This window comes from Murinocardiopsis flavida, assembly GCF_003014485.1.
GTDB lineage: Bacteria > Actinomycetota > Actinomycetes > Streptosporangiales > Streptosporangiaceae > Murinocardiopsis > Murinocardiopsis flavida.
The window spans coordinates 44,873-63,447 of the sequence record NZ_PYGA01000035.1 but is presented as its reverse complement, the minus strand read 5'-3'; the positions used below and the strand labels follow the sequence as shown (position 1 = coordinate 63,447).

Here is an 18,575-nt window from a genome sequence, read left to right as displayed (position 1 = left end):
ATCGAACACGCGCTGTTGAGTTCTCAAGAAACAACCCGCACACCCGCATACAAAACCCGGAGGCTTCTTCTGTCGGGACGGTGTTGCGTTTCGTTGTGGTCCCACTTTATCAGGCTCCCCGACCACCGCGAACAACCGCGATTCTCAGGAAACTCACAGAATTCCGTGGGAATTCGAGACTTCCGATATCTTCCGGCCGGTTTCTGCCGGAGCTTCTCGGAACTCCCTGCTCCGCACCCGATCCTACCCACCCGCAGACGATGCTCGGGACGGTGGAACCGGGATGAGTGTGTCGCCGGACCGCTGCCTCTACGGCGCGGGTCGTGGCGACTCGGGAAACATTACCCGATGATGCGGGGAGTGCAAACCGAACGCCGCGACCCCTTGTACTGCGGCGCTTCTGGCGCAAGTCCGGCATACGCGCCGCGTGCGCCGTACTTCCGCAGGTCGTATCGATGGCGACACGATCAGCCGCACCCCTGGTGGCTCCAGTCGCCGCCAAATTACGCTTTTCGTACCAATCAACGAGTCATCTGGGGCGTACGTGGTACAGACCGAACAGCACAAAACGAGCTGGAAGCTCATCGGCCCCGGCATCGTGGTCGCCGCCACGGGTGTCGGGGCCGGCGACATGGTCGCGACGCTGGTCGCCGGTGAGAAGTTCGGCTACGCCCTGCTGTGGGCCACCATCATCGGCTGCATCGTCAAGATCTCCCTCGCGGAGGCCACGGGCCGCTGGCACCTCGCCACCGAGCGCACCATCTTCGACGGGTGGCGCAGCCTCGGCATCTGGACCTTCGTCTTCTTCGCCCCGTACATCGTCCTCTGGGGGTTCGTGTACGGCGCGACGGCGATGTCCGCCACCGCGCTCCCCATGCACGCGATGTTCCCGCAGGTCCCCTTCCTGGCGTGGGCGGTCCTGGCCGGGGTCAGCGGGCTGGTCTTCGTCTGGTTCAACCAGTACGCGGTCTTCGAGAAGGTCATCACCGTCCTGGTCGGTGTCATGTTCGTGACGGTGGTGGGCCTCGCCGTCTACGTCGGCCCGAACATCGGCGACGCCGTGCTCGGTTTGGTCCCGACGATCCCGCAGGACTCCCTCTTCAACACGCTCGGCCTCATCGGCGGTGTCGGCGGGACCATCACCATGGCGGCCTACGGGTTCTGGGTGAACGCCAAGGGGTGGAAGAACTCGACCTGGATGCGGATGATGCGGTTCGACAACCGAATCGCCTACATCACCACAGGCGTGTTCGTCGTCGCGATGCTCATCGTCGGCGCCGAACTGCTGTCCGCCACGCAGACCGAACTCGGTGAGGGCGACCAGGCGCTGGTGAACCTCTCCGACGTCCTGCGCGAGAGGTTCGGCGGGTTCGTCGCGACCATGTTCCTGGTCGGCTTCGCGGCCGCCGCCTACACGTCGGTTCTCGGGGTCTGGCACGGGGTCAGCCTGATGTTCGCCGACTTCGTCGGCAACATCCGCGGCAAGGCGAACCGCCCGGTCGAGGAGCGCGAGACGAGCTGGGAGTTCCGCGCCTACCTGCTCTGGCTGACGTTCCCCCCGATGCTCCTGCTGCTCCTCGGGCAGCCCGTCACGCTGATCATCGTCTACGGCGTCCTCGGCTCCGCGTTCATGCCGTTCCTCGCGTTCACCCTCATGTGGCTGCTGAACTCCAAGCGGACCCCGCAGCAGTGGCGCAACGGCATCGTGAGCAACGTCGGTCTGACGATCGCCGGTGCGCTGTTCCTCGTGCTGTGCGCGAACGACATCTACACCCGGGTCACCGGCTCCGGGGGGTGACCCCGCACCGCCCCATGGCAGGGGCCGCCGTCCACTGGACGGCGGCCCCTTGTGCTGCCCGGTGTCAGAGGAGTTCGCGCAGTTTCGCCGCCAGCAGACGGAACGCGATCCCCCGATGGCTGATGGCGTTCTTCTCCGCAGGGTCGAGCTCCGCCGCGGTGCGGGTCTCGCCTTCGGGCACGAACACCGGGTCGTAGCCGAAGCCGTTGGTGCCCCGCGGCTCGGTGATCAGCCGCCCGCGCAGCACGCCTTCGAGCACCCCTTCGTCGCCGGACGGCAGGGCGACCGCAGCCGCGCAGACGAACTCGGCGCCGCGGCGCTCCTCCGGGGTGTCGGCGAGCTGGTCGAGGACGAGTTCCAGGTTCGCGGCGTCCTTGTCGCCGCTGCGCGTGCCGAACCGGCCCGACCAGCGGGCCGACAGCACGCCCGGCATCCCCTTGAGCTCGTCGACGCGCAGCCCGGAGTCGTCGGCGATGGCCGGCAGCCCGGTGTGCTCGGCGATGGCGCGCGCCTTCAGCAGCGCGTTGCCCGCGAACGTCGTCTCGGTCTCGGCGACGTCGGGCGCGCCGGGGTAGCCGTCGAGCCCGATGAGGTCGACGTCGAGCCCCGCTCCGGCGAGGATGCCGCGCACCTCGGGGACCTTCTTGGCGTTGTGCGTCGCGAGCACGACGCTGGTCCACGCGCCGGCCGCGGTCATCCGGCCAGCGCCTTCTTCTGGATCTCGGTGAGCTCCGCGCAGCCGCCGACCGCGAGGTCGAGCAGCTGGTCGAGGCCCGCGCGGTCGAAGGGTGCGCCTTCGGCGGTGCCCTGAACCTCGATGAACTCGCCCTCGCCGGTGACGACGACGTTCATGTCGGTCTGGGCGACGGAGTCCTCCAGGTAGTTGAGGTCGAGGCGGGGCTGGCCCTGGATGATGCCGACGCTGACGGCCGCGACCGAACCGGTGAGCGGGTTGCGCTTGAGGTTGCGCTTCTTGCGCAGGTGCTTCATCGCGTCGGCGAGGGCGACGTAGGCGCCTGTGATGGCGGCGGTGCGCGTGCCGCCGTCGGCTTGCAGGACGTCGCAGTCGAGGGTGATGGTGTGCTCGCCCATGGCCTTGAAGTCGATGACGGCGCGCAGCGAGCGTCCGACGAGCCGGGAGATCTCATGGGTGCGGCCGCCGATCTTGCCCTTGACGGACTCGCGCGCGCCGCGGGTGTCGGTGGAGCGGGGCAGCATCGCGTACTCGGCCGTGACCCAGCCTTCACCGGTGCCGCGCCGCCAGCGGGGCACGCCGTCCTCGACGCTCGCGGCGCACAGGACGCGGGTGTCGCCGAACTCGATGAGCGCGGATCCCTCCGCGTGCCGCAGCCAGTTGCGGGAAATGGTCACGGGGCGGAGTTGTTTCGGAGTACGTCCGTCAGGTCGAGCCATGGTGGTGAGCCTATCGCTGCGGCCGACCCGGTCGCGGTCGGTGACCCCTGGGCCGCACGGGGTCCCCGGATCCGGCTACCGTACGAGGAGCGCCTGGACGGCGCGACGCTCCGCCGTCCGGCCCGCGTCACTGGAAGACCCCCGACACGAAGGTGCGCACGTGAGGCTCGACATTCTGCCCCAGTTCCGCCGCGGTCCCCTCGCCGTGGGATCCGCCATCGCAGCGGGCGTACTGCTCGCGGGCTGCTCCGGCGGTCCGGATCCGGACACCGAAGCGACCCCCGACGAGGAGTCGTCGCCCACGGCGTCGCCCGAGCCGAGCCCTTCGGCGAGCGAGCCCGCGGCCGACGGCGAGTACGCCCTGCCGGCCTCCTGCGAGGAGGCGAAGGCGGCCGAGGCGGTCGCCGACCAGGTGGGCGAATCCGCGGAGCTGGAAGAGGAGACGTCCGGCATCACGGGCGTCCCCGACGGCCAGGGCATCACGTGCGTGTGGGGCATGGGCGGCGCCGAGAGCGACGACCTCCTCATCCTCTCCCTCACCTACGTCGAGGGCGTGAACCCGCTGGAGAACGCCGAAGAGGAGTTCCAGGGCCCCTCGGAGGTCACCCTCGGCGAGCCGTACTCCACCGCGGAGTCGGAGAAGGCCGACGCCGAACTCCAGCACCTCGACATGGGCCGGCAGGGCGGCGGTGTGGTGGCGCACCTGCCCGGCGACTTCTACATCGACGTCCAGACGGTGCCCGAGCCGATCGACAAGGGCGACATGGAGAAGATCGTGCTGACCGCGGCGGAGAACCTCGCCGGGGAGTAGTCTCCGACCGCTGCCCTGAGAGGACACCCATGCCTTCGACTCCGCGCGCCCGCGCGCCATGGCGCGCCGCACCGGCCGCCGGGGCGCTCCTGCTGGCGGTGCTGTGCGCCGCGTGCGGCGGCGGCGCCCCGCCTTCCAGCGGGGCGCCCGCGGAGTCGGGCTCCCCGTCGGCGTCCACGTCCCCCTCCCCGTCGGCGCCCGACGAGGCGGGGGACGGCGGGGCCGCGGACACGGTGCCGGCCACCTGCACCGGCGGCGCCGCGGAGAAGGCCGCCGCCGAGCACACGCGCGGCATGCCCTTCACGGAGTCCGCCAAGGACGGGCTGCTGACCTGCAATTGGGGTGAGGAGGGCGAACGCGAGCACCTGTTCGTCCAGTTCCAGGCCGGGGAGACCTTCGCCGACCCGGACGGCGCCGACCCCGACGCCGAGCAGGGCATGGGGGTGCGGACCACCCCGCAGAGCAGTGAACTGGGCGGGAAGTTGCAGTACACCGACCTGGGTTCGGTGGGCCGCAGCGCGGTGCTGTACCTGCCCGGGGTGAGCGTCACCGCCAACGCGGTGGGCAGCGATCTGGGGCAGTCCGAACTGGAGGCGATCGTCCTCGCCGCGGCCGGCGACCTGCCGTAGCGGTGGGCGGCGCCGCCGCTCGGATGCCGCGGCGGGGTCAGCGCCCGGCGGCGGCGATCTCGTAGACCCTGCCCTGTTCGGCGAGGTCGATGGTGCCGCTGAAGGTGCGGCGGGCCTCGGCGAGGGTGCACTCGTCGTCGTTCCAGGGCACCAGGTGGGTCAGCACCAGGCGGTCCACGCCGGCCATCGCGGCGTGCTCGCCCGCCTCGCTGCCGGTGAGGTGCATGTCCTTGGGGTGTTCGCGGTGGTCGTGGAACGACGCCTCGCACAGGAACAGGTCGGCGCCGCGGGCGATCTCGACGAGTTCGTTGCACGCGCCGGAGTCGCCGGAGTAGGCCAGGGTCGCCCCGTCGTGCTCCAGGCGGATGCCGAACGCCTCGACGGGGTGGTTGACGTGGGCGAATCGGGCGGTGAACGGGCCGATGCGCAGCTCGCCGGGGGCGAGGTCGACGAAGTCGAACGTCTCGCGCATGCCGGGGTCGGGTTCGAGGCCGTAGACGGACGCCATGCGGTCGCCGACCCCGGGCGGGCCGTACACCGGTATGCGCGGTTTCGGCCCGCCTTCGGGGAAGGTGCGCGCCACCCAGTACGAGCACAGGTCGAAGCAGTGGTCGGCGTGCAGGTGGCTGAGGTAGACGGCGTCGATGCCGTAGATGTCGGCGTGGTGCTGGAGCGCGCCCAGCGCTCCGTTGCCGAGGTCGAGCAGCAGGCGGAAGCCGTCGGCCTCGACAAGGTAACAGGACGCGGGTCCGGCGGGCCCCGGGAAGCTGCCCGAGGGGCCGATGATGGTGAGTCGCACGTCGCACTGCCTTTGCGGTGAGGTCGGATACGCGGAGGCCCGGTACTGCTCGCGGGGCGGGGCCCCCGTTTTCCCCGTGTTACGGGTGTACCCCAATCACCGCACGGACGGTACCTAATGTGGCCCGCGTCTCACGCGGCGTCCATCACACGGCGGTGCGCGGGCGGTGGCGGTGTCAGCGTCCGACCCGTGCCAGTTGGCGGCTCTGGGCGACCAGGCGGCCCTTGGTGTCGTAGAGGTCGACGGTCTCGTCGAACCAGCCGTCGCCGACCAGGTCGGCGCGGGCGTGGAAGCCCAGCGGGCCGGGTTCGGGCAGCGCGCGCAGGTGCCAGGTGAGTTCGACGGTGGGCGCCCAGCTCCAGGCGTCGAGGGTGCTCACGACGGGCGGCAGCGCGTCGACCGCCAGCGGCAGGAACGCCGGGAGGTCGGCGACGGGTCCGCCGTCAGCGGCCGAGGCGGCGACGTGGCCGAGGAGTTCGGGGACGGGGTCCTCGTCGGTTCCGGCGAGCATCCGGTAGGAGCGGGGGCCGAAGAGCAGGTCGACGCGGTCGGCGAACGCCATGCCGGCGTCCTTGCCGGCGCGCGGGTCGAAGCCGCGGCAGTCGTCCAGGGCGGGGATGTCGGGGGGCTCCGCGGCGTAGGCGGGTACGGCGCCGGGTTCGAGCCGGCCGGCGACGATGGTGCCGGCGACGGCGGGGAGCCCGCCGGAGCGGAGGGTGACGCGGGCGGTGGTCACGGTGCGCCCGGCCTTGAGCGGCTCGACGTCGACCTCGACCGGGCCGGCTGTGCAGGGGCGCAGGAAGTTGAACGAGCTCGACACCGCGTGCGGGTGCTCGACCGCAGCGAGGACCGCCCGCTGCATGACGGCCATCAGGTAGCCGCCGTTGACGGCGGCGCCGATGAGGTAGCCGGCGTCGAGTTCGGCAGTGTAGTGCCCGTCGCCGACGGGGGTGACCGTGGTCGCGTTGTCGAATCGCGTCATGCAGCCATTGAACCGAACGGGTTTCGGTAAGGGCGCGCCGCCCCGCCCGATGGGTCCGGAACCCGCGCCCCGCGGCCGGTCGCGGGGACGCGGGGCGCGGCGGTCAGGCCCAGAGCTGGCCGTCGAGGCGTTCTTCGGCCTCGGCGACGGTGCCTTCGTAGGCGCCGGTGGACAGGTACTTCCACCCGGCGTCGGCGATGACGAACGCGATGTCGGCGCGCTCGCCCGCCTTGACCGCCCGGGCGGCGACGCCGAGGGCGGCGTGCAGCGCTCCGCCCGTGGAGATCCCGGCGAAGATGCCCTCGTGGTCGAGGAGTTCGCGGGTGCGGCGCAGGGCGGAGTCGGCAGGGACCGAGAACCGGGTGGTGAGCACGTCCTCGTCGTAGAGCTCGGGGATGAACCCTTCGTCGATGTTGCGCAGCCCGTAGACCAGTTCGCCGTAGCGGGGCTCCGCCGCGACGATCTGGACGCCGGGGCGCTGCTCGCGCAGGTAGCGTCCGACACCCATGAGCGTGCCGGTGGTGCCGAGCCCGGCGACGAAGTGCGTGATGCCGGGCAGGTCGGCGAGCAGTTCGGGGCCAGTGGTCGCGTAGTGCGCCAGCGCGTTGGCGGGGTTGCCGTACTGGTAGAGCATCACCCAGTCGGGGTGCTCGCCCGCCATGCGCTTGGCGACCCGGACGGCCTCGTTGGAGCCGCCCTCGGCCGGCGAGTAGTGGATCTCGGCGCCCCACATGGTGAGGAGCTGGGTGCGTTCGGCCGAGGTGTTCTCGGGCATCACGCACACCATGCGGTACCCGCGGAGCCGGGCGACCATCGCCAACGCGATCCCGGTGTTGCCCGATGTGGGTTCGAGGATGGTGCAGCCCGGTGTGAGCAGGCCGTCCTTCTCGGCCTGCTCGATCATGAAGATGGCGGCGCGGTCCTTGACGGAGCCGGTGGGGTTTCGGTCCTCCAGCTTGGCCCACAGCCGGACGTCGGGGCCGGGCGACAGGTTCGGCAGCCCGACGAGCGGCGTGTGGCCGACCGAGGCGAGAAGGGAGTCGAAGCGCATGGTCAGCGCATGCCGCCGGCGACGGCCGGGAGGATGGTGACGCTGTCGCCGTCGGCGACCGGGGTGTCGATCCCGCCCAGGAAGCGGACGTCCTCGTCGTTGAGGTAGACGTTGATGAACCGGCGCAGCTTGCCGTTCTCGACGACCCGCTCGGCGATGCCGGGGTGGTTCGTGTCGAGGCCGGTGATGAGTTCGCCGAGGGTGCTGCCGTCCGCCTCGACGGCCTTGGCGCCGTCGGTGAGGTTGCGCAGGATGGTCGGGATGCGGACCTCGATGGCCATGTGGGTCACTCCGTGCAGATCAGGGTGCGGATGTCGGCAGGCGTCGCTGCTACTGGCTGGGTGCAACAAAGGCGGGGGCGCGCTGATTCCGGCGGCCCGCCCCTCGCTACTGGATCTCGACCTTTTCCTCGGTGATCTCGCCGTCGAGGATGCGGTACGACCGGAACTCCGCGGTCTCGGGGTCGCGGGTGGACACGAGGACGTAGTGGGCGTTGGGCTCCGCCGCGTAGGACACGTCGGTGCGCGACGGGTACGCCTCGGTCGCGGTGTGCGAGTGGTAGACGACCACCGGCTCTTCGTCGCGGTCGTCCATCTCCCGCCACACCTTGAGCTGTTCGAGGGAGTCGAACCGGTAGAAGGTCGGTGAGCGCTCGGCGTTGGCCATGGCGATGAAGCGCTCGGGGCGGTCGGACCCGGCGGGGCCGGCGACCACGCCGCACGCTTCGTCGGGGTGATCGCGGCGGGCGTGGGCGACGATCCGGTCGTAGATCGCGCGGTCGATCCTGAGCATGGACTCAGCGTAGCCGACACCGGATTCCTACCCACCGACTAGGTATGGCTAATCGGAACCTGCCACAGGATGGGTCGTGTCCATGCAGGTCAACGCCTAGTCCTGGGCCCATGGCCCCACGTCGCGGCGGCAAATTGAGGCGGGGAACTCATTGCCGCCCGGTGCGCACCTTGGGTCCAATGCCATTGCGGACACCGCACGAGAGGGAACCGTCACACAGCGCGTTCCCCCTCGACTTCCCCCCGCACAAGGCCGGGGCCGGCTCACCACGAGTACCCGCCGGCCCGGGCCCGTCAGGAAGGATGCACCGACGATGGGACACACCTCCCGGTTGGCGACGGCGGGGCTCGGCCTCGGCGCCGCTTTCGCGCTCTCCTCGGCCCTGCTCGCCCCCGCGGCCGCCGCAGCCCCCGCCCCCACCGACACCCCCGCAATGGCGCTCCACGCACGCGAAGCGCCCGACTCCCCCGACCGCTCCCAGATCAGCGCCGCCCCCGCCGGCGTGCCGGGCATCGACGTCTCCCACCACAACGGCAGCGTCGACTGGGGCGCCGTGGCCAAGTCCGGCGTCAAGTTCAGCTACATCAAGGCCACCGAAGGCACCGGCTACAAGTCGCCCGCGTTCAACTCCCACTACACCGGCTCCCACAAGGCGGGGCTCATCCGCGGCGCCTACCACTTCGCCCGACCCGACACCTCCGGCGGCGCGGCCCAGGCGAACTACTTCGCCGACAACGGCGGCGCGTGGTCGGCCGACGACCAGACCCTGCCCGGCGTCCTCGACATCGAGGACACCTCGGCGGCGCCCCACTGCTACGGCAAGAGCCCGAGCCAGATCGTCTCCTGGATCAAGGACTTCAGCGACACCTACCGCAAGCGCACCGGCCGCGACGCCGTCATCTACACCAGCGCGGGCTGGTGGAACGACTGCGCGGGCGGCAGCGGCGCCTTCGCCAAGACCAACCCGCTGTGGGCGGCGAGCTGGAACAACGGCGACAAGCCGACCATGCCGGGCGGCTTCCCGACCTACACCTTCTGGCAGTACACCGACAGCGGCTCGGTCCCGGGGATCGGTGGCAACACCGATCTCAACGTGTTCAACGGCAGCGAGGAGCGGCTCCTCGCGCTGGCGAACAACACCTGATCCGGCTCGCCCGCTCCGAGCCGGCGCCGGCTGCTCCCCGTCCCCTGGGGAGCGGCCGGCGTCACACGTGCGGGGTCACTCCCCCTGGATCGCGAGCACCAGCGACTCCTGCACCCCGCCGAGCCAGCCGAATATGTGCAGCGCCGCCGCGTCGGGGTGGTCGACCCCGCGCGCGCCCGAGAGCAGCGCGTCGACGTCCTGGTCGGTCTCCTCGGAGACTCCGAGGCGGGTGCCCAGCGCGAGCCGCACGTCGTTGAGGCCCTTCAGCCACGCGTGCGCGTCGGCGAGGTCGAGCTCGACCCGGCACCCGGTACGGGGCACCTCGGCGGGGATCGACTCCAGCATGGTCTGCGCGTTCTCGCGCTTGTGGCGGCGCAGTTCGTCCTCGGTGTAGCGGCGGAAGTCCGACGCGGCCTTGGCGTCGTCGCCGTACGCGTCGGGGAACAGCCGGGCGAGCACGGGGTCCTCGTGCGGCTCGCTGCTGGTGCCGATGCCGACCATCGTGGCGAACTCGTCCTGCTCCTCGGGTTCCTCGACCAGTTCCAGCACCAGCGCGGCCATGGACCGCAGGACGGCCGCCTCGTCGGCGGTGAGGTCGATGAGGACGGCGCCCTTGGCGCCGCGGCGGAATCCGTTGGTCATGGTGAGAGAGTCCAGCCCGTTGTGGAGGTTCGCTTGCGTCGGTGGGTCGCCGCCCGTGCCGTCGGGCGCGCGGCGGCCAGCGGGGCTAGTCCTGCTGGAGGGTCGCCCAGAGGCCGTACTCGTGCAGGATCGACACGTCGCGCTCCATCTCCTCGCGCGAGCCGCTGGACACCACCGCCCGCCCCTTGTGGTGCACGTCGAGCATCAGCTTGTTCGCCTTGGCCTTGGAGTAGCCGAAGACCGTCTGGAACACGTAGGTGACGTAGCTCATCAGGTTGACCGGGTCGTTCCACACGATCGTCACCCAGGGCAGGTCGGGCCGCGGGTCCTGGTCGGTCTCCGGCCGCTCCAGCTCGACCGGTGCGGTCGTCATGGCTCGATCACCCTCTTCGATCCCCTGCTTCTCCCCCGAGGGGCACCCCCGTCGCTGTGCCCGTTGGACATTGTTCCATCCGGGCGGGGGCCCCGCGCCGCGCGGCCGGGCGGCCGCGCCAAGACCGGGCCGGGATTTTATTCCTGCGAGACACAAACTAGGCTTGCGTTCCATGACCGACCAGTCGAGCAGTGCGCTGCTCACCGACCGCTACGAACTCACGATGCTGGAGGGCGCGCTGCACAGCGGCGCCGCACAGCGCCGCACGGTGTTCGAGATGTTCGCCCGCCGGCTCCCGGAGTCGCGGCGCTACGGGGTGGTGGCCGGCACCGGGCGGTTCCTCGAAGCGCTCGCCGATTTCCGCTTCGACACCGCTGTCCTGGACTACCTCTCCGACGCCGCGGTCGTCGACGACCGCACCGTCGAGTGGCTGGCGGACTACCGGTTCACCGGCGACATCTGGGGCTACGGCGAGGGCGAGAGCTACTTCGCCGGCTCCCCCATCCTGGTGGTCGAGGGCGGCTTCGCCGAGGCCGTCGTGCTGGAGACGGTGGCGCTGTCGATCTACAACCACGACTCCGCCATCGCCTCGGCGGCGTCGCGCATGGTCCGCGCCGCGGGCGGCCGCCCCCTCATCGAGATGGGGTCGCGGCGCACCCACGAGATGGCGGCGGTCGCCGCCGCGCGCGCCGCCTACATCTGCGGCTTCGCCACCAGCTCCAACCTGGAGGCCGGGCGCCGCTACGGCGTGCCGACAGCCGGGACCAGCGCGCACTCCTTCACCCTGCTGCACGACAACGAGCGCAGCGCGTTCGCCGCCCAGCTCGAAGCGCTCGGCAACGGCACCACCCTGCTGGTCGACACCTACGACGTGATGCGCGCCGTCAAGACCGGGATCGACCTCGCCGGGGGCGAACTCGGCGCCGTGCGCATCGACTCCGGCGACCTCGGCGTGCTCGCCTCCCGGGTCCGCGCGCTCCTCGACGGCTACGGCGCGACCGACACCCGCATCGTCGTCACCGGCGACCTCGACGAGCACTCCATCCAGGCGCTGGCCATCGCCCCGGTCGACGGCTACGGGGTGGGCACCTCGCTCGTCACCGGTTCCGGCTCGCCCACCGCGTCCCTCGTGTACAAGCTCGTGGCGCGGTCCCAGAGCGGCGAACCCGGGTCCCCGCTGAGCCCGGTCGCCAAGCGCTCCGTGGGCAAGCCCAGCAAGGGCGGCCGCAAATGGCCGATGCGCCGCCTCGACGGCGACGGCACCGCGACCGCCGAACTGGTCTACGACCACGAGCCCGAGCCCGGGCCGCTCGACCGGCCGCTGCTGCGCAAGCTGGTGTCCCGCGGCGAGATCGTCGGCGCCGAGCCGCTGTCGGCGGCGCGCGACCGCCACGAGCGCGCCATGAGCGAGCTGCCGGTGACCGCCCAGCAGATGTCGCGGGGCGAACCCGCCCTGCCCACACGTTTCGAGCAGCGCGTCAGCGTCTGACGCGGGAAGGGATCCGACGATGCACACCCAGCGGACCGCGCTGATCGTGGTCGACGTGCAGAACGACTTCTGCGAGGGCGGCAGCCTCGGTGTCGCCGGAGGGGCGGCGGTCGCGTCCTCGGTCACCGCGTTCATCGCCGCGCACTCCGGCGACTACGCGCACATCGTGGCAACACGCGACCTGCACATCGACCCGGGCGCGCACTTCTCCACCGAACCGGACTTCACCGACTCCTGGCCGCCGCACTGCGTCAAGGGCACCCCGGGCGCCGAGTTCCACCCCTCCTTCGATACCGACGCCGTCGAAGAGGTGTTCTCCAAGGGCGCCTACACCGCCGCCTACAGCGGGTTCGAGGGCGAGGGGTCCGACGGCGCCGACCTGGCGGGGTGGCTGCGCGACCGCGGGGTCGAGGCGGTCGACATCGTGGGCATCGCCACCGACCACTGCGTGCGCGCCACGGCGCTCGACGCGCGCAGGGAGGGTCTGCGGACCAGGATCCTGCTCGGCCACACCGCGGGTGTGGCGGCGGCGAGCGTCGCCGCGGCCCGCGAGCAGCTCGCCGCGGCGGGGGTCGAACTCGACGGCGAACCGCTGGCGGCCTGAGCGGCCGCCCCGGCGGGTCTAGGGAGTGTTTAGAAAGTGCTTTCGGGTCAGCGAGCGGCCGTCCAGGCGCCGCGTCGCAAGCCGATTCACGAAGTTCAGCCTGGTTGGCTGTTCGAGTGACATCGGTGCCGCGAGGCGGTGTCTGGACGGCCGCGAGCCCGAAATGACTTTTTAAACACGACCTAGTCGATGCCGATGGCGGCCCGCACCTTGGCGAGGGTCGCCCGGCTCCGCTCGCGGGCGCGCTCGGCGCCGGAGTCGAGGATGGCGTCGAGTTCGCTGCCGGGCGCCATGAGGGCGTCGTAGCGGTCGCGCATCGGCGCGATGAGCGTGGTGAGGACGTCGAACAGCTCGTCCTTCAGCGTGCCCCAGCCCATGCCGCCGGCTTCGAGCCGCTTGCGGACGTCGGCGGTGCGCTCGGCGTCGGCGAACTGGGCGAGGAGCTGGAAGGGCACCGAGGTGTCGGGGTCCTTGGGCGCCTCGACCGGCGTGCTGTCGGTGGTGATGCGGCGCACGAGCTTGCGCAGCTGCTTCTCCGGCACGAACAGCGGGATGTGGTTGTCGTAGGACTTGCTCATCTTGCGGCCGTCGATGCCCGGCAGGATGCTCCCCTCGCCCTCGGGGTAGACGCCCTTGGGGATCGGGAACGCGTAGGAGCCGCCGTAGAGGTGGTTGAACGCGCCCGCGATGTCGGCGGCGTACTCGATGTGCTGCGCCTGGTCGCGCCCCACCGGGACGAGGTCGGTCTCCATGACGAGGATGTCGGCCGCCATGAGGATGGGGTAGTTGAACAGCCCCATGTTGACCCCGGAGTCGAGGTCGGCGACCCCCGCCGCGGTGTTGCGGTCGCGCGCGGCCTTGTAGGCGTGCGCCCGGTTCATCAGACCCTTCGACGTGACCGACGCCAGGATGAGGGTCAGCTCGAAGACCTCGGGGATGCTCGACTGCCGGTAGAGGCAGGTGCGCTCGGGGTCGAGCCCGCAGGCGAGCCAGGTGGCGGCGACCGAGCGGACGTTCTCGCGGAGGACCGCGGGGTCCTTCACCGAGTTGAGCGAGTGGTAATCGGCGAGGAAGTAGAGCGAATCGGCGGACTGCGCGGCGGCCAGGGCCGGGTTGATCGCGCCGATGTAGTTGCCGAGATGGGGCTGCCCCGAGGTCTGGATCCCCGTCAGATAGGTCTTGGTCGCTGCCATGGCCGCAAGCCTATCGGGCCCCGCGCCGGTCGGCCGCGACCGCGCGTCCGATCACCCGTGCGCCATCGGGGAGGGCACCGGGATTGGGGCCGGAGTAGTTCAGCCGGAGGTACCGGCCGGCCGGTTCGGCGGGGAACCACTCGTCGCCCGCCGCGACGAGGACGCCCCGGCTCTCGCAGTCGCGGGCCACGCGTGCCGGGTCGGTGTCGTCCGGCAGCCGGAGCCAGAGGTTCAGGCCGCCGCGCGGCACGGCCGCCAGATGCGTGTCGGGGGCGTGCTCCCGGAGCGCGCCGACGAGGAGGTCGCGGCGCGCGGCGAGCTGGTGCCGGAGCCCGCGGAGATGGGTGCGCCAGGCGGGCTGCGACACGACGTCGAGCGCTGCGGCTTGCAATACGCCGCTGACGTACATGGACTGGGCCCGCACCTCGGCGAGGATGCGGTCGCGGGCCGGCCCGCGCGCGACGAGCCCCGCGACCCTGACGGCGGGCGACACGCTCTTGGTCAGTGAGCGCAGGTAGACCACGTGGCCGCTGTCGTCGTGCGCGGCCAGCGCCGCGGGTTCGGCGGTGATCCCGAAGTCGTGCGCCCAGTCGTCCTCGATCAGGAAGGCCCCGTGCGCGCGCACGAGTGCCAGTACCCGGTCGGCGACGTCGGGGGGCCACTGGGCGCCGGTGGGATTGGCGAAGTTCGGTTGGGCGTAGAACGCGCGGGCTCCGGTCAGCGCGAACGCGCGGTCGAGTTCGTCGGGGTCCGGCCCGCGGATTCCGCTGGGGACGGGCACCAGCCGCACCCCGGCCTGCTCCGCGGCGAGGATCGCGCCCCAGTACGTGGGCGATTCGACGAGGACGGGCCGGTCGGCGCCCACCAGGGCGTGGAACAGCGTGCTCAGCCCGCTCTGGCTGCCGGGCAGGACCACCACATCGCCCGCTGTCGGGGGTGCGAGGCCGGTCGGAACCGCCGCACCCAACTCCGCGGCGAACCACGCCTGGAGTTCGGGCAGCCCCGCCTCAGGCGGGCGCCCGACGGCGGCGTCGCCGCGGGCCGCGCGGGCGAACGCGGCCCGCACGAGCCGTTCGGGGAGGAGTTCCCGGTCGGGGTATCCCGCGTGGAGGGCGATCACGTCGTTCGGCGTCGTGCGCAGCGCGGCGGACGGCCCCGGCATCCGGTGCGGCCGCGAACCGAGCGCGGCGGTCTGCCACCCGTAGTCGTTCGGCCGGGCCGTGCGGACCGCGCGGACGAAGGTGCCCGCGCCCGGCCTGGCCTCGACGAGACCCTGCGCCGCCAGCGCCCGCAGCGCCTTCTGCACGGTCACCGGGCTCGCCTCGTACTGCGCGACGAGGGCCCGGGTCGATGGTAGCCGGGCCCCCGCGGGGGCTGCGGCCACCCAGGCGCGGAGCTCCTCGGCGATTCGCCCACTGCTACCATCGGACATGAATAGAGATAGTAGCGCTACTGTCGTTTCGGCGCCACCGCTATCGAAGGCGCACGCCGGTCTCGGGTGGGGCCTGCTCGGGGTGGCCGCGTTCTCCTTCACGGTGCCGTTCACCCGCCTCGCGGTCGAGGGCGGCGCCATGTCGCCGCTGTTCGTCGGTTCCGGCCGCGCCGTCATCGCGGCGCTGCTCGCTGCGGTCGCGCTGCGGCTGACCCGGCAGCGGGCACCGCGCGGCGCCCAGTGGATCCGGGTGGGGATCGTGGCGGGCGGCGCGGTCGTCGGGTTCCCACTGCTGACCTCGTACGCGCTGACCACCGCGCCCGCCAGCCACGGGGCCGTCGTCATCGCCCTGCTGCCCGCGGCGACCGCCGCGATGGCGGTCGTCCGGGCGCGCGAGCGGCCCCGGGCCTCCTTCTGGGCCGCGGCCGCGACCGGCGCCGCCGCGGCGGTCGTGTTCGCCGCGCTGCACGGCGGCGGCCTCGCCGGGCTGCACTGGTCGGACCTGCTGCTGTTCGCCGCGGTCGCGGCGTGCGCGATCGGCTATGCCGAGGGCGGCCTCCTCTCCCGGGAGCTGGGCTCGTGGCAGACCATCTCCTGGGCGCTCGTACTGGCCGCGCCGCTCATGGCCGTGCTCACCGGCGTCGCGGTCGCGCAGCAGCCGCCGACCGGCACCGCGGTGGAGTGGGGCGCCTTCGCCTATCTCGCGGCGGTGAGCATGTTCCTCGGCTTCTTCGCGTGGTACCGCGGCCTGGCGATCGGTCCGATGGCGCAGGTCAGCCAGGTGCAACTCGCCCAACCGGTCATGACCATCTGCTGGGCCGCGCTGCTCCTGGGCGAACGGGTCACCTGGCCCACGGTCCTCGGCGGCGTCGCGGTCATCGCCTGCGCCCTCCTCGCCGTCCGGGCCAGGAACCGCGGGAGCGGGGGCTGACCCGCGGTGCCCGCGGCGCGGCGGGGCCCGGAGCCGTTCGGCGGGGCGCCCGGCGGTGGCGCGGGCACCGCTACTCGTCCACCTCGGCCTTGGCGAGGATGTCGGCGAGGCCCTCGGTGCGGTACTCGTCGACGATGAGGATCTCCGACTCTGGCAGCAGCCAGTACCGCTGCTCGTAGTAGCGGGGCGGGCCCTCGGTGTTGACCTCGTCGTCGGGGCCATCGTGGCAGGAGGCGTCGAACACGCGGTAGAACGCGCGGCGGCTGCCGATGTCGCCGAGATCGGCCGTCATCGGCTCCTCGGGGGACGACCCCGGCGCGGGCTCCGCCCTGGTGTCGAGGGCGGGGTCGCAGGTGTAGGGCTGGGTGGCGGGGTGGAACGGTTTGGTCTCGTCCAGTGGGGACTGCGCGTAGCCGGTGGAGATGCCGCCGGCGGCCATCACCTTCACGTGCGGGCAGTTGTAGTGCAGCCGCCCCTCGGCCGGCTCCGCGCAGTCGGCGTCGGGGTCGGTGCCGAGGATCAGCAGGTCCTCTGTGGTGGGCTGCCCCCCGCCCAGCGGCTCGTAGGTCCGCTCGTCGCGCCGGGGCCGCCACTCGGCGGGCACCTGGAAGGTGAGGTTGCGGAAGCGCACCTGCTCCGACTTCAGCTCCATGGTCTTGCCCCATTCGGCGTCGGCGAGGATTCCGGCGAGGCCGTCGATGCCGTAGTCGTCGACGACGAGGATGCCGGCGTCCGCCATGAGCCAGCTCTCCTGGTCGAAGAACCGGGTCACCAGCCCGCCGTCGGACGGCGCGGTCTCCTCGGGGTCGACGCACAGTGAGGGCGCGACGCGGTGCAGCGCCTTGCGGTCGCCGACCGGGGCGGACCCGGAGTCCTTCACCTGGTTGGTCGCGTACCACTCGCCCTCGCGCCGGTAGCTGTCCTCGGCATCGGGGCAGGGCATGGGGTTCGTGGACGGGTTGAACAGCGCCTGCTCGGGATCGTCGGTGATGGGCCCGAATCCGGGACCCCCGTTCTCGATTCCGATGTTCCCCATGAGCTTGACGTGCCGGCACGGCGGGGCGTTGACCGTCCACTCCCAGTCGACGTCCGCGCATTCCGGCTGGCCACCCGGGTAGAGCAGCACCCAGTCCTGCGGCCCGTAGCCGGCGTGGTCGTTCTCGCTGAAGTTGACGAAGTCGTCGTTGATGGTCTTCGCGGTCCAGCTCTCGGGGATCCAGATGCTCATCCCGCGGAACTCGACCTTCTTCCCGTCGCGCGGGGGCGCGTCCTCGCTCGCCGCCTGCTCGGTGAACGGCAGGACGGGCTGCCCGGCCGCCATGCGGCCGCCGACCCAGCCGCCGGTGACGACCGTCGTGGCGGTGGCGCCCGCGAGGATCAGCGCGGTCGCCTTGCTCATGCCGGCGATGGTGCCCGCACCGGCCGCGGTGCCCGCGCCCCCGCCCGCCGCCGCGCCGACCGCACCGGCTCCTGCCGCAGCACCAACGGAGGACGCCGACAGCACGGCGACCGACCCTGCCGCGATCCACGGCCCCGCGCCGCGCCCCGCGGCCTCGAAGCCGCGCCACGCCTGGGCGAGCAGCGACCGGAGCCGCTCGCGGGGGTCGGCGGCCGGACCGGCGGCGCCGGCCGCGAGGTCGAGGACGGTGCCGAACGCCTCGGCGGCGCCGGGCCGCTGCACGGGGTCGCGGTCGAGGGCGCGGGCGAGGAGGGGGTGCAGCTCGGCCGGTGCGGCGTCGAACTCCGGCTGCCCGGTCCGCGTGCGTTCGAGCAGTTCCCGTCCTGTCCCGGCGCCGAAGGGGCCCCGCCCCGTCGCCGCGTGGACGACGAGTCCGCCCCACGCGAACACGTCGGTGCGGTCGGTCGCGGGCCGCCCGTCGAGCCGTTCGGGCGCCAGCCAGCCGGGGGTGCCGTACACACCGGCCTCGTCGGCGGTGTCGCCGTCGAGCCGGGCGATCCCGAAGTCCAGGACGCGGGGTCCCGTCGGGGACAGGATGACGTTGCCCGGCTTGATGTCGCGGTGCAGCACACCGGCCGCGTGGATCGCCGCCAGCGCCTCGGCCGTACCGGCGGCGAACGACAGCAGCTCCGGCCCGTCCAGGGGGCCGAACTCGGCGACGTGCTCCTTGAGGGTGCGCCCGGGGACGAACTCGGTGGCCAGCCACGGCAGGGCCGCCTCGGGGTCGGCGCCGAGGAATGCGGGCGCGCACTCGGCGTCGACCCTGCGCAGCAGGTCCGCCTCGTGGGCGAACCGGGCGCGGAAGTCGGGGTCGCCCGCGTAGCGGGGGTGGATGACCTTGACGGCGATGTGGGTCCCCGCGCCGTCGAGCGCGCCGTAGACGATGCCCATCCCGCCGGCGCCGATGCGCCCCACCACGGCGAAGGGGCCGATGGTCCGCGGGTCGTCGGGGGCGAGGGGGGCGAACCCGACCGGGAGGGGCGGCTCGGAGCCGGGAGGGGTGTCCGCGTTCGGGGGCATCGCGCATTCCGTA

19 protein-coding genes are annotated in these 18,575 nt (G+C 72.1%); 7 read left to right on the top strand and 12 right to left on the bottom strand.

Features of this window, described 5'->3' with window-relative positions; translation table 11 throughout:
* Positions 1 to 544: 544 nt before the first annotated feature.
* Positions 545 to 1,798: an Nramp family divalent metal transporter gene (locus tag CLV63_RS30885; RefSeq protein ID WP_170134384.1), complete on the top strand. Its 1,254-nt coding sequence runs from the start codon at positions 545 to 547 to the stop codon at positions 1,796 to 1,798.
* Between the two features lie 64 nt (positions 1,799 to 1,862).
* Here CLV63_RS30885 and rdgB read toward each other — a convergent pair whose 3' ends face one another.
* Both rdgB and rph read right to left on the bottom strand, forming a co-directional pair.
* A complete protein-coding gene (gene rdgB / locus CLV63_RS30880; RefSeq protein ID WP_106586781.1) occupies positions 1,863 to 2,495 on the bottom strand; it encodes an RdgB/HAM1 family non-canonical purine NTP pyrophosphatase in 633 nt (210 codons plus the stop codon).
* Positions 2,492 to 3,211, bottom strand: a complete 720-nt coding sequence (gene rph, locus CLV63_RS30875) for a ribonuclease PH (RefSeq protein WP_106586780.1) — start codon at positions 3,209 to 3,211, stop codon at positions 2,492 to 2,494. Before rph ends, rdgB begins: the two co-directional genes overlap by 4 nt.
* A 160-nt stretch (positions 3,212 to 3,371) precedes the next feature.
* Between rph and CLV63_RS30870 the strand changes: the two genes are divergently transcribed.
* Both CLV63_RS30870 and CLV63_RS30865 read left to right on the top strand, forming a co-directional pair.
* The gene (locus CLV63_RS30870) at positions 3,372 to 4,022 is read left to right on the top strand and encodes a hypothetical protein (protein WP_106586779.1); all 651 of its coding nucleotides are present in this window, start codon (positions 3,372 to 3,374) and stop codon (positions 4,020 to 4,022) included.
* Between the two features lie 29 nt (positions 4,023 to 4,051).
* Positions 4,052 to 4,651, top strand: a complete 600-nt coding sequence (locus CLV63_RS30865) for a hypothetical protein (RefSeq protein ID WP_106586778.1) — start codon at positions 4,052 to 4,054, stop codon at positions 4,649 to 4,651.
* A 37-nt stretch (positions 4,652 to 4,688) separates the two neighbouring features.
* On the opposite strand, the gene CLV63_RS30860 is transcribed toward CLV63_RS30865, so the two are convergent.
* The 5 genes from CLV63_RS30860 to CLV63_RS30840 form a co-directional block, all read right to left on the bottom strand.
* Positions 4,689 to 5,450, bottom strand: a complete 762-nt coding sequence (locus CLV63_RS30860; RefSeq protein WP_106586777.1) for an MBL fold metallo-hydrolase — start codon at positions 5,448 to 5,450, stop codon at positions 4,689 to 4,691.
* A 175-nt stretch (positions 5,451 to 5,625) separates the two neighbouring features.
* Entirely contained in the window at positions 5,626 to 6,432 is an 807-nt protein-coding gene (locus CLV63_RS30855; protein WP_106586776.1) for a thioesterase family protein, read from the bottom strand.
* Positions 6,433 to 6,535: 103 nt separating this feature from the next.
* On the bottom strand, positions 6,536 to 7,483 hold the full coding sequence (locus CLV63_RS30850; protein WP_106586775.1) for a PLP-dependent cysteine synthase family protein: 948 nt from the start codon (positions 7,481 to 7,483) through the stop codon (positions 6,536 to 6,538).
* Between the two features lie 2 nt (positions 7,484 to 7,485).
* Positions 7,486 to 7,764: a MoaD/ThiS family protein gene (locus CLV63_RS30845; protein WP_106586774.1), complete on the bottom strand. Its 279-nt coding sequence runs from the start codon at positions 7,762 to 7,764 to the stop codon at positions 7,486 to 7,488.
* A 106-nt stretch (positions 7,765 to 7,870) separates the two neighbouring features.
* Positions 7,871 to 8,275 carry a Mov34/MPN/PAD-1 family protein gene (locus CLV63_RS30840; protein WP_106586773.1) on the bottom strand — a complete coding sequence of 135 codons (405 nt, stop codon included), beginning with the start codon at positions 8,273 to 8,275 and terminating at the stop codon, positions 7,871 to 7,873.
* A gap of 313 nt (positions 8,276 to 8,588) precedes the next feature.
* On the opposite strand from CLV63_RS30840, the gene CLV63_RS30835 reads away from it, so the two are divergent.
* A complete protein-coding gene (locus CLV63_RS30835; protein WP_106586772.1) occupies positions 8,589 to 9,419 on the top strand; it encodes a lysozyme in 831 nt (276 codons plus the stop codon).
* A gap of 75 nt (positions 9,420 to 9,494) precedes the next feature.
* On the opposite strand, the gene CLV63_RS30830 is transcribed toward CLV63_RS30835, so the two are convergent.
* Complete coding sequence (locus tag CLV63_RS30830; protein ID WP_106586771.1) at positions 9,495 to 10,061, bottom strand: DUF2017 domain-containing protein; 567 nt, start codon at positions 10,059 to 10,061, stop codon at positions 9,495 to 9,497.
* A gap of 85 nt (positions 10,062 to 10,146) precedes the next feature.
* Positions 10,147 to 10,434 carry an ATP-dependent Clp protease adapter ClpS gene (gene clpS / locus CLV63_RS30825; RefSeq protein WP_106586770.1) on the bottom strand — a complete coding sequence of 96 codons (288 nt, stop codon included), beginning with the start codon at positions 10,432 to 10,434 and terminating at the stop codon, positions 10,147 to 10,149.
* Positions 10,435 to 10,606: 172 nt separating this feature from the next.
* Between clpS and CLV63_RS30820 the strand changes: the two genes are divergently transcribed.
* Positions 10,607 to 11,923 carry a nicotinate phosphoribosyltransferase gene (locus CLV63_RS30820; RefSeq protein ID WP_106586769.1) on the top strand — a complete coding sequence of 439 codons (1,317 nt, stop codon included), beginning with the start codon at positions 10,607 to 10,609 and terminating at the stop codon, positions 11,921 to 11,923.
* A gap of 19 nt (positions 11,924 to 11,942) precedes the next feature.
* A complete protein-coding gene (locus CLV63_RS30815) occupies positions 11,943 to 12,527 on the top strand; it encodes an isochorismatase family protein (RefSeq protein WP_106586768.1) in 585 nt (194 codons plus the stop codon).
* Positions 12,528 to 12,709: 182 nt separating this feature from the next.
* Here the strand turns inward: CLV63_RS30815 and CLV63_RS30810 are convergent, their stop codons facing one another.
* Both CLV63_RS30810 and CLV63_RS30805 read right to left on the bottom strand, forming a co-directional pair.
* The gene (locus CLV63_RS30810) at positions 12,710 to 13,720 is read right to left on the bottom strand and encodes a tryptophan--tRNA ligase (RefSeq protein ID WP_106586767.1); all 1,011 of its coding nucleotides are present in this window, start codon (positions 13,718 to 13,720) and stop codon (positions 12,710 to 12,712) included.
* Positions 13,721 to 13,730: 10 nt separating this feature from the next.
* Positions 13,731 to 15,152 carry an aminotransferase-like domain-containing protein gene (locus CLV63_RS30805; RefSeq protein WP_106586766.1) on the bottom strand — a complete coding sequence of 474 codons (1,422 nt, stop codon included), beginning with the start codon at positions 15,150 to 15,152 and terminating at the stop codon, positions 13,731 to 13,733.
* On the opposite strand from CLV63_RS30805, the gene CLV63_RS30800 reads away from it, so the two are divergent.
* Positions 15,151 to 16,083: a DMT family transporter gene (locus CLV63_RS30800; RefSeq protein ID WP_106586765.1), complete on the top strand. Its 933-nt coding sequence runs from the start codon at positions 15,151 to 15,153 to the stop codon at positions 16,081 to 16,083. The two genes, CLV63_RS30805 and CLV63_RS30800, sit on opposite strands and share 2 nt — an antisense overlap.
* A gap of 70 nt (positions 16,084 to 16,153) precedes the next feature.
* Here the strand turns inward: CLV63_RS30800 and CLV63_RS30795 are convergent, their stop codons facing one another.
* Positions 16,154 to 18,562 (bottom strand): serine/threonine protein kinase, encoded by a 2,409-nt coding sequence (locus CLV63_RS30795; RefSeq protein ID WP_106586764.1) that lies wholly within the window; start codon positions 18,560 to 18,562, stop codon positions 16,154 to 16,156.
* Positions 18,563 to 18,575 lie beyond the last annotated feature (13 nt).

Bases quoted from the DNA above. Each gene is read 5' to 3' on its own strand.
- rdgB (WP_106586781.1), bottom strand. From the start codon at position 2,495: ATGACCGCGGCCGGCGCGTGGACCAGCGTCGTGCTCGCGACGCACAAC.
- rph (WP_106586780.1), bottom strand. From the start codon at position 3,211: ATGGCTCGACCTGACGGACGTACTCCGAAACAACTCCGCCCCGTGACC.
- CLV63_RS30865 (WP_106586778.1), top strand. From the start codon at position 4,052: ATGCCTTCGACTCCGCGCGCCCGCGCGCCATGGCGCGCCGCACCGGCC.
- CLV63_RS30855 (WP_106586776.1), bottom strand. From the start codon at position 6,432: ATGACGCGATTCGACAACGCGACCACGGTCACCCCCGTCGGCGACGGG.
- CLV63_RS30850 (WP_106586775.1), bottom strand. From the start codon at position 7,483: ATGCGCTTCGACTCCCTTCTCGCCTCGGTCGGCCACACGCCGCTCGTC.
- CLV63_RS30845 (WP_106586774.1), bottom strand. From the start codon at position 7,764: ATGGCCATCGAGGTCCGCATCCCGACCATCCTGCGCAACCTCACCGAC.
- CLV63_RS30840 (WP_106586773.1), bottom strand. From the start codon at position 8,275: ATGCTCAGGATCGACCGCGCGATCTACGACCGGATCGTCGCCCACGCC.
- CLV63_RS30835 (WP_106586772.1), top strand. From the start codon at position 8,589: ATGGGACACACCTCCCGGTTGGCGACGGCGGGGCTCGGCCTCGGCGCC.
- CLV63_RS30830 (WP_106586771.1), bottom strand. From the start codon at position 10,061: ATGACCAACGGATTCCGCCGCGGCGCCAAGGGCGCCGTCCTCATCGAC.
- clpS (WP_106586770.1), bottom strand. From the start codon at position 10,434: ATGACGACCGCACCGGTCGAGCTGGAGCGGCCGGAGACCGACCAGGAC.
- CLV63_RS30820 (WP_106586769.1), top strand. From the start codon at position 10,607: ATGACCGACCAGTCGAGCAGTGCGCTGCTCACCGACCGCTACGAACTC.
- CLV63_RS30815 (WP_106586768.1), top strand. From the start codon at position 11,943: ATGCACACCCAGCGGACCGCGCTGATCGTGGTCGACGTGCAGAACGAC.
- CLV63_RS30810 (WP_106586767.1), bottom strand. From the start codon at position 13,720: ATGGCAGCGACCAAGACCTATCTGACGGGGATCCAGACCTCGGGGCAG.
- CLV63_RS30800 (WP_106586765.1), top strand. From the start codon at position 15,151: ATGAATAGAGATAGTAGCGCTACTGTCGTTTCGGCGCCACCGCTATCG.
- CLV63_RS30805 (WP_106586766.1), bottom strand. From the start codon at position 15,152: ATGTCCGATGGTAGCAGTGGGCGAATCGCCGAGGAGCTCCGCGCCTGG.
- CLV63_RS30795 (WP_106586764.1), bottom strand. From the start codon at position 18,562: ATGCCCCCGAACGCGGACACCCCTCCCGGCTCCGAGCCGCCCCTCCCG.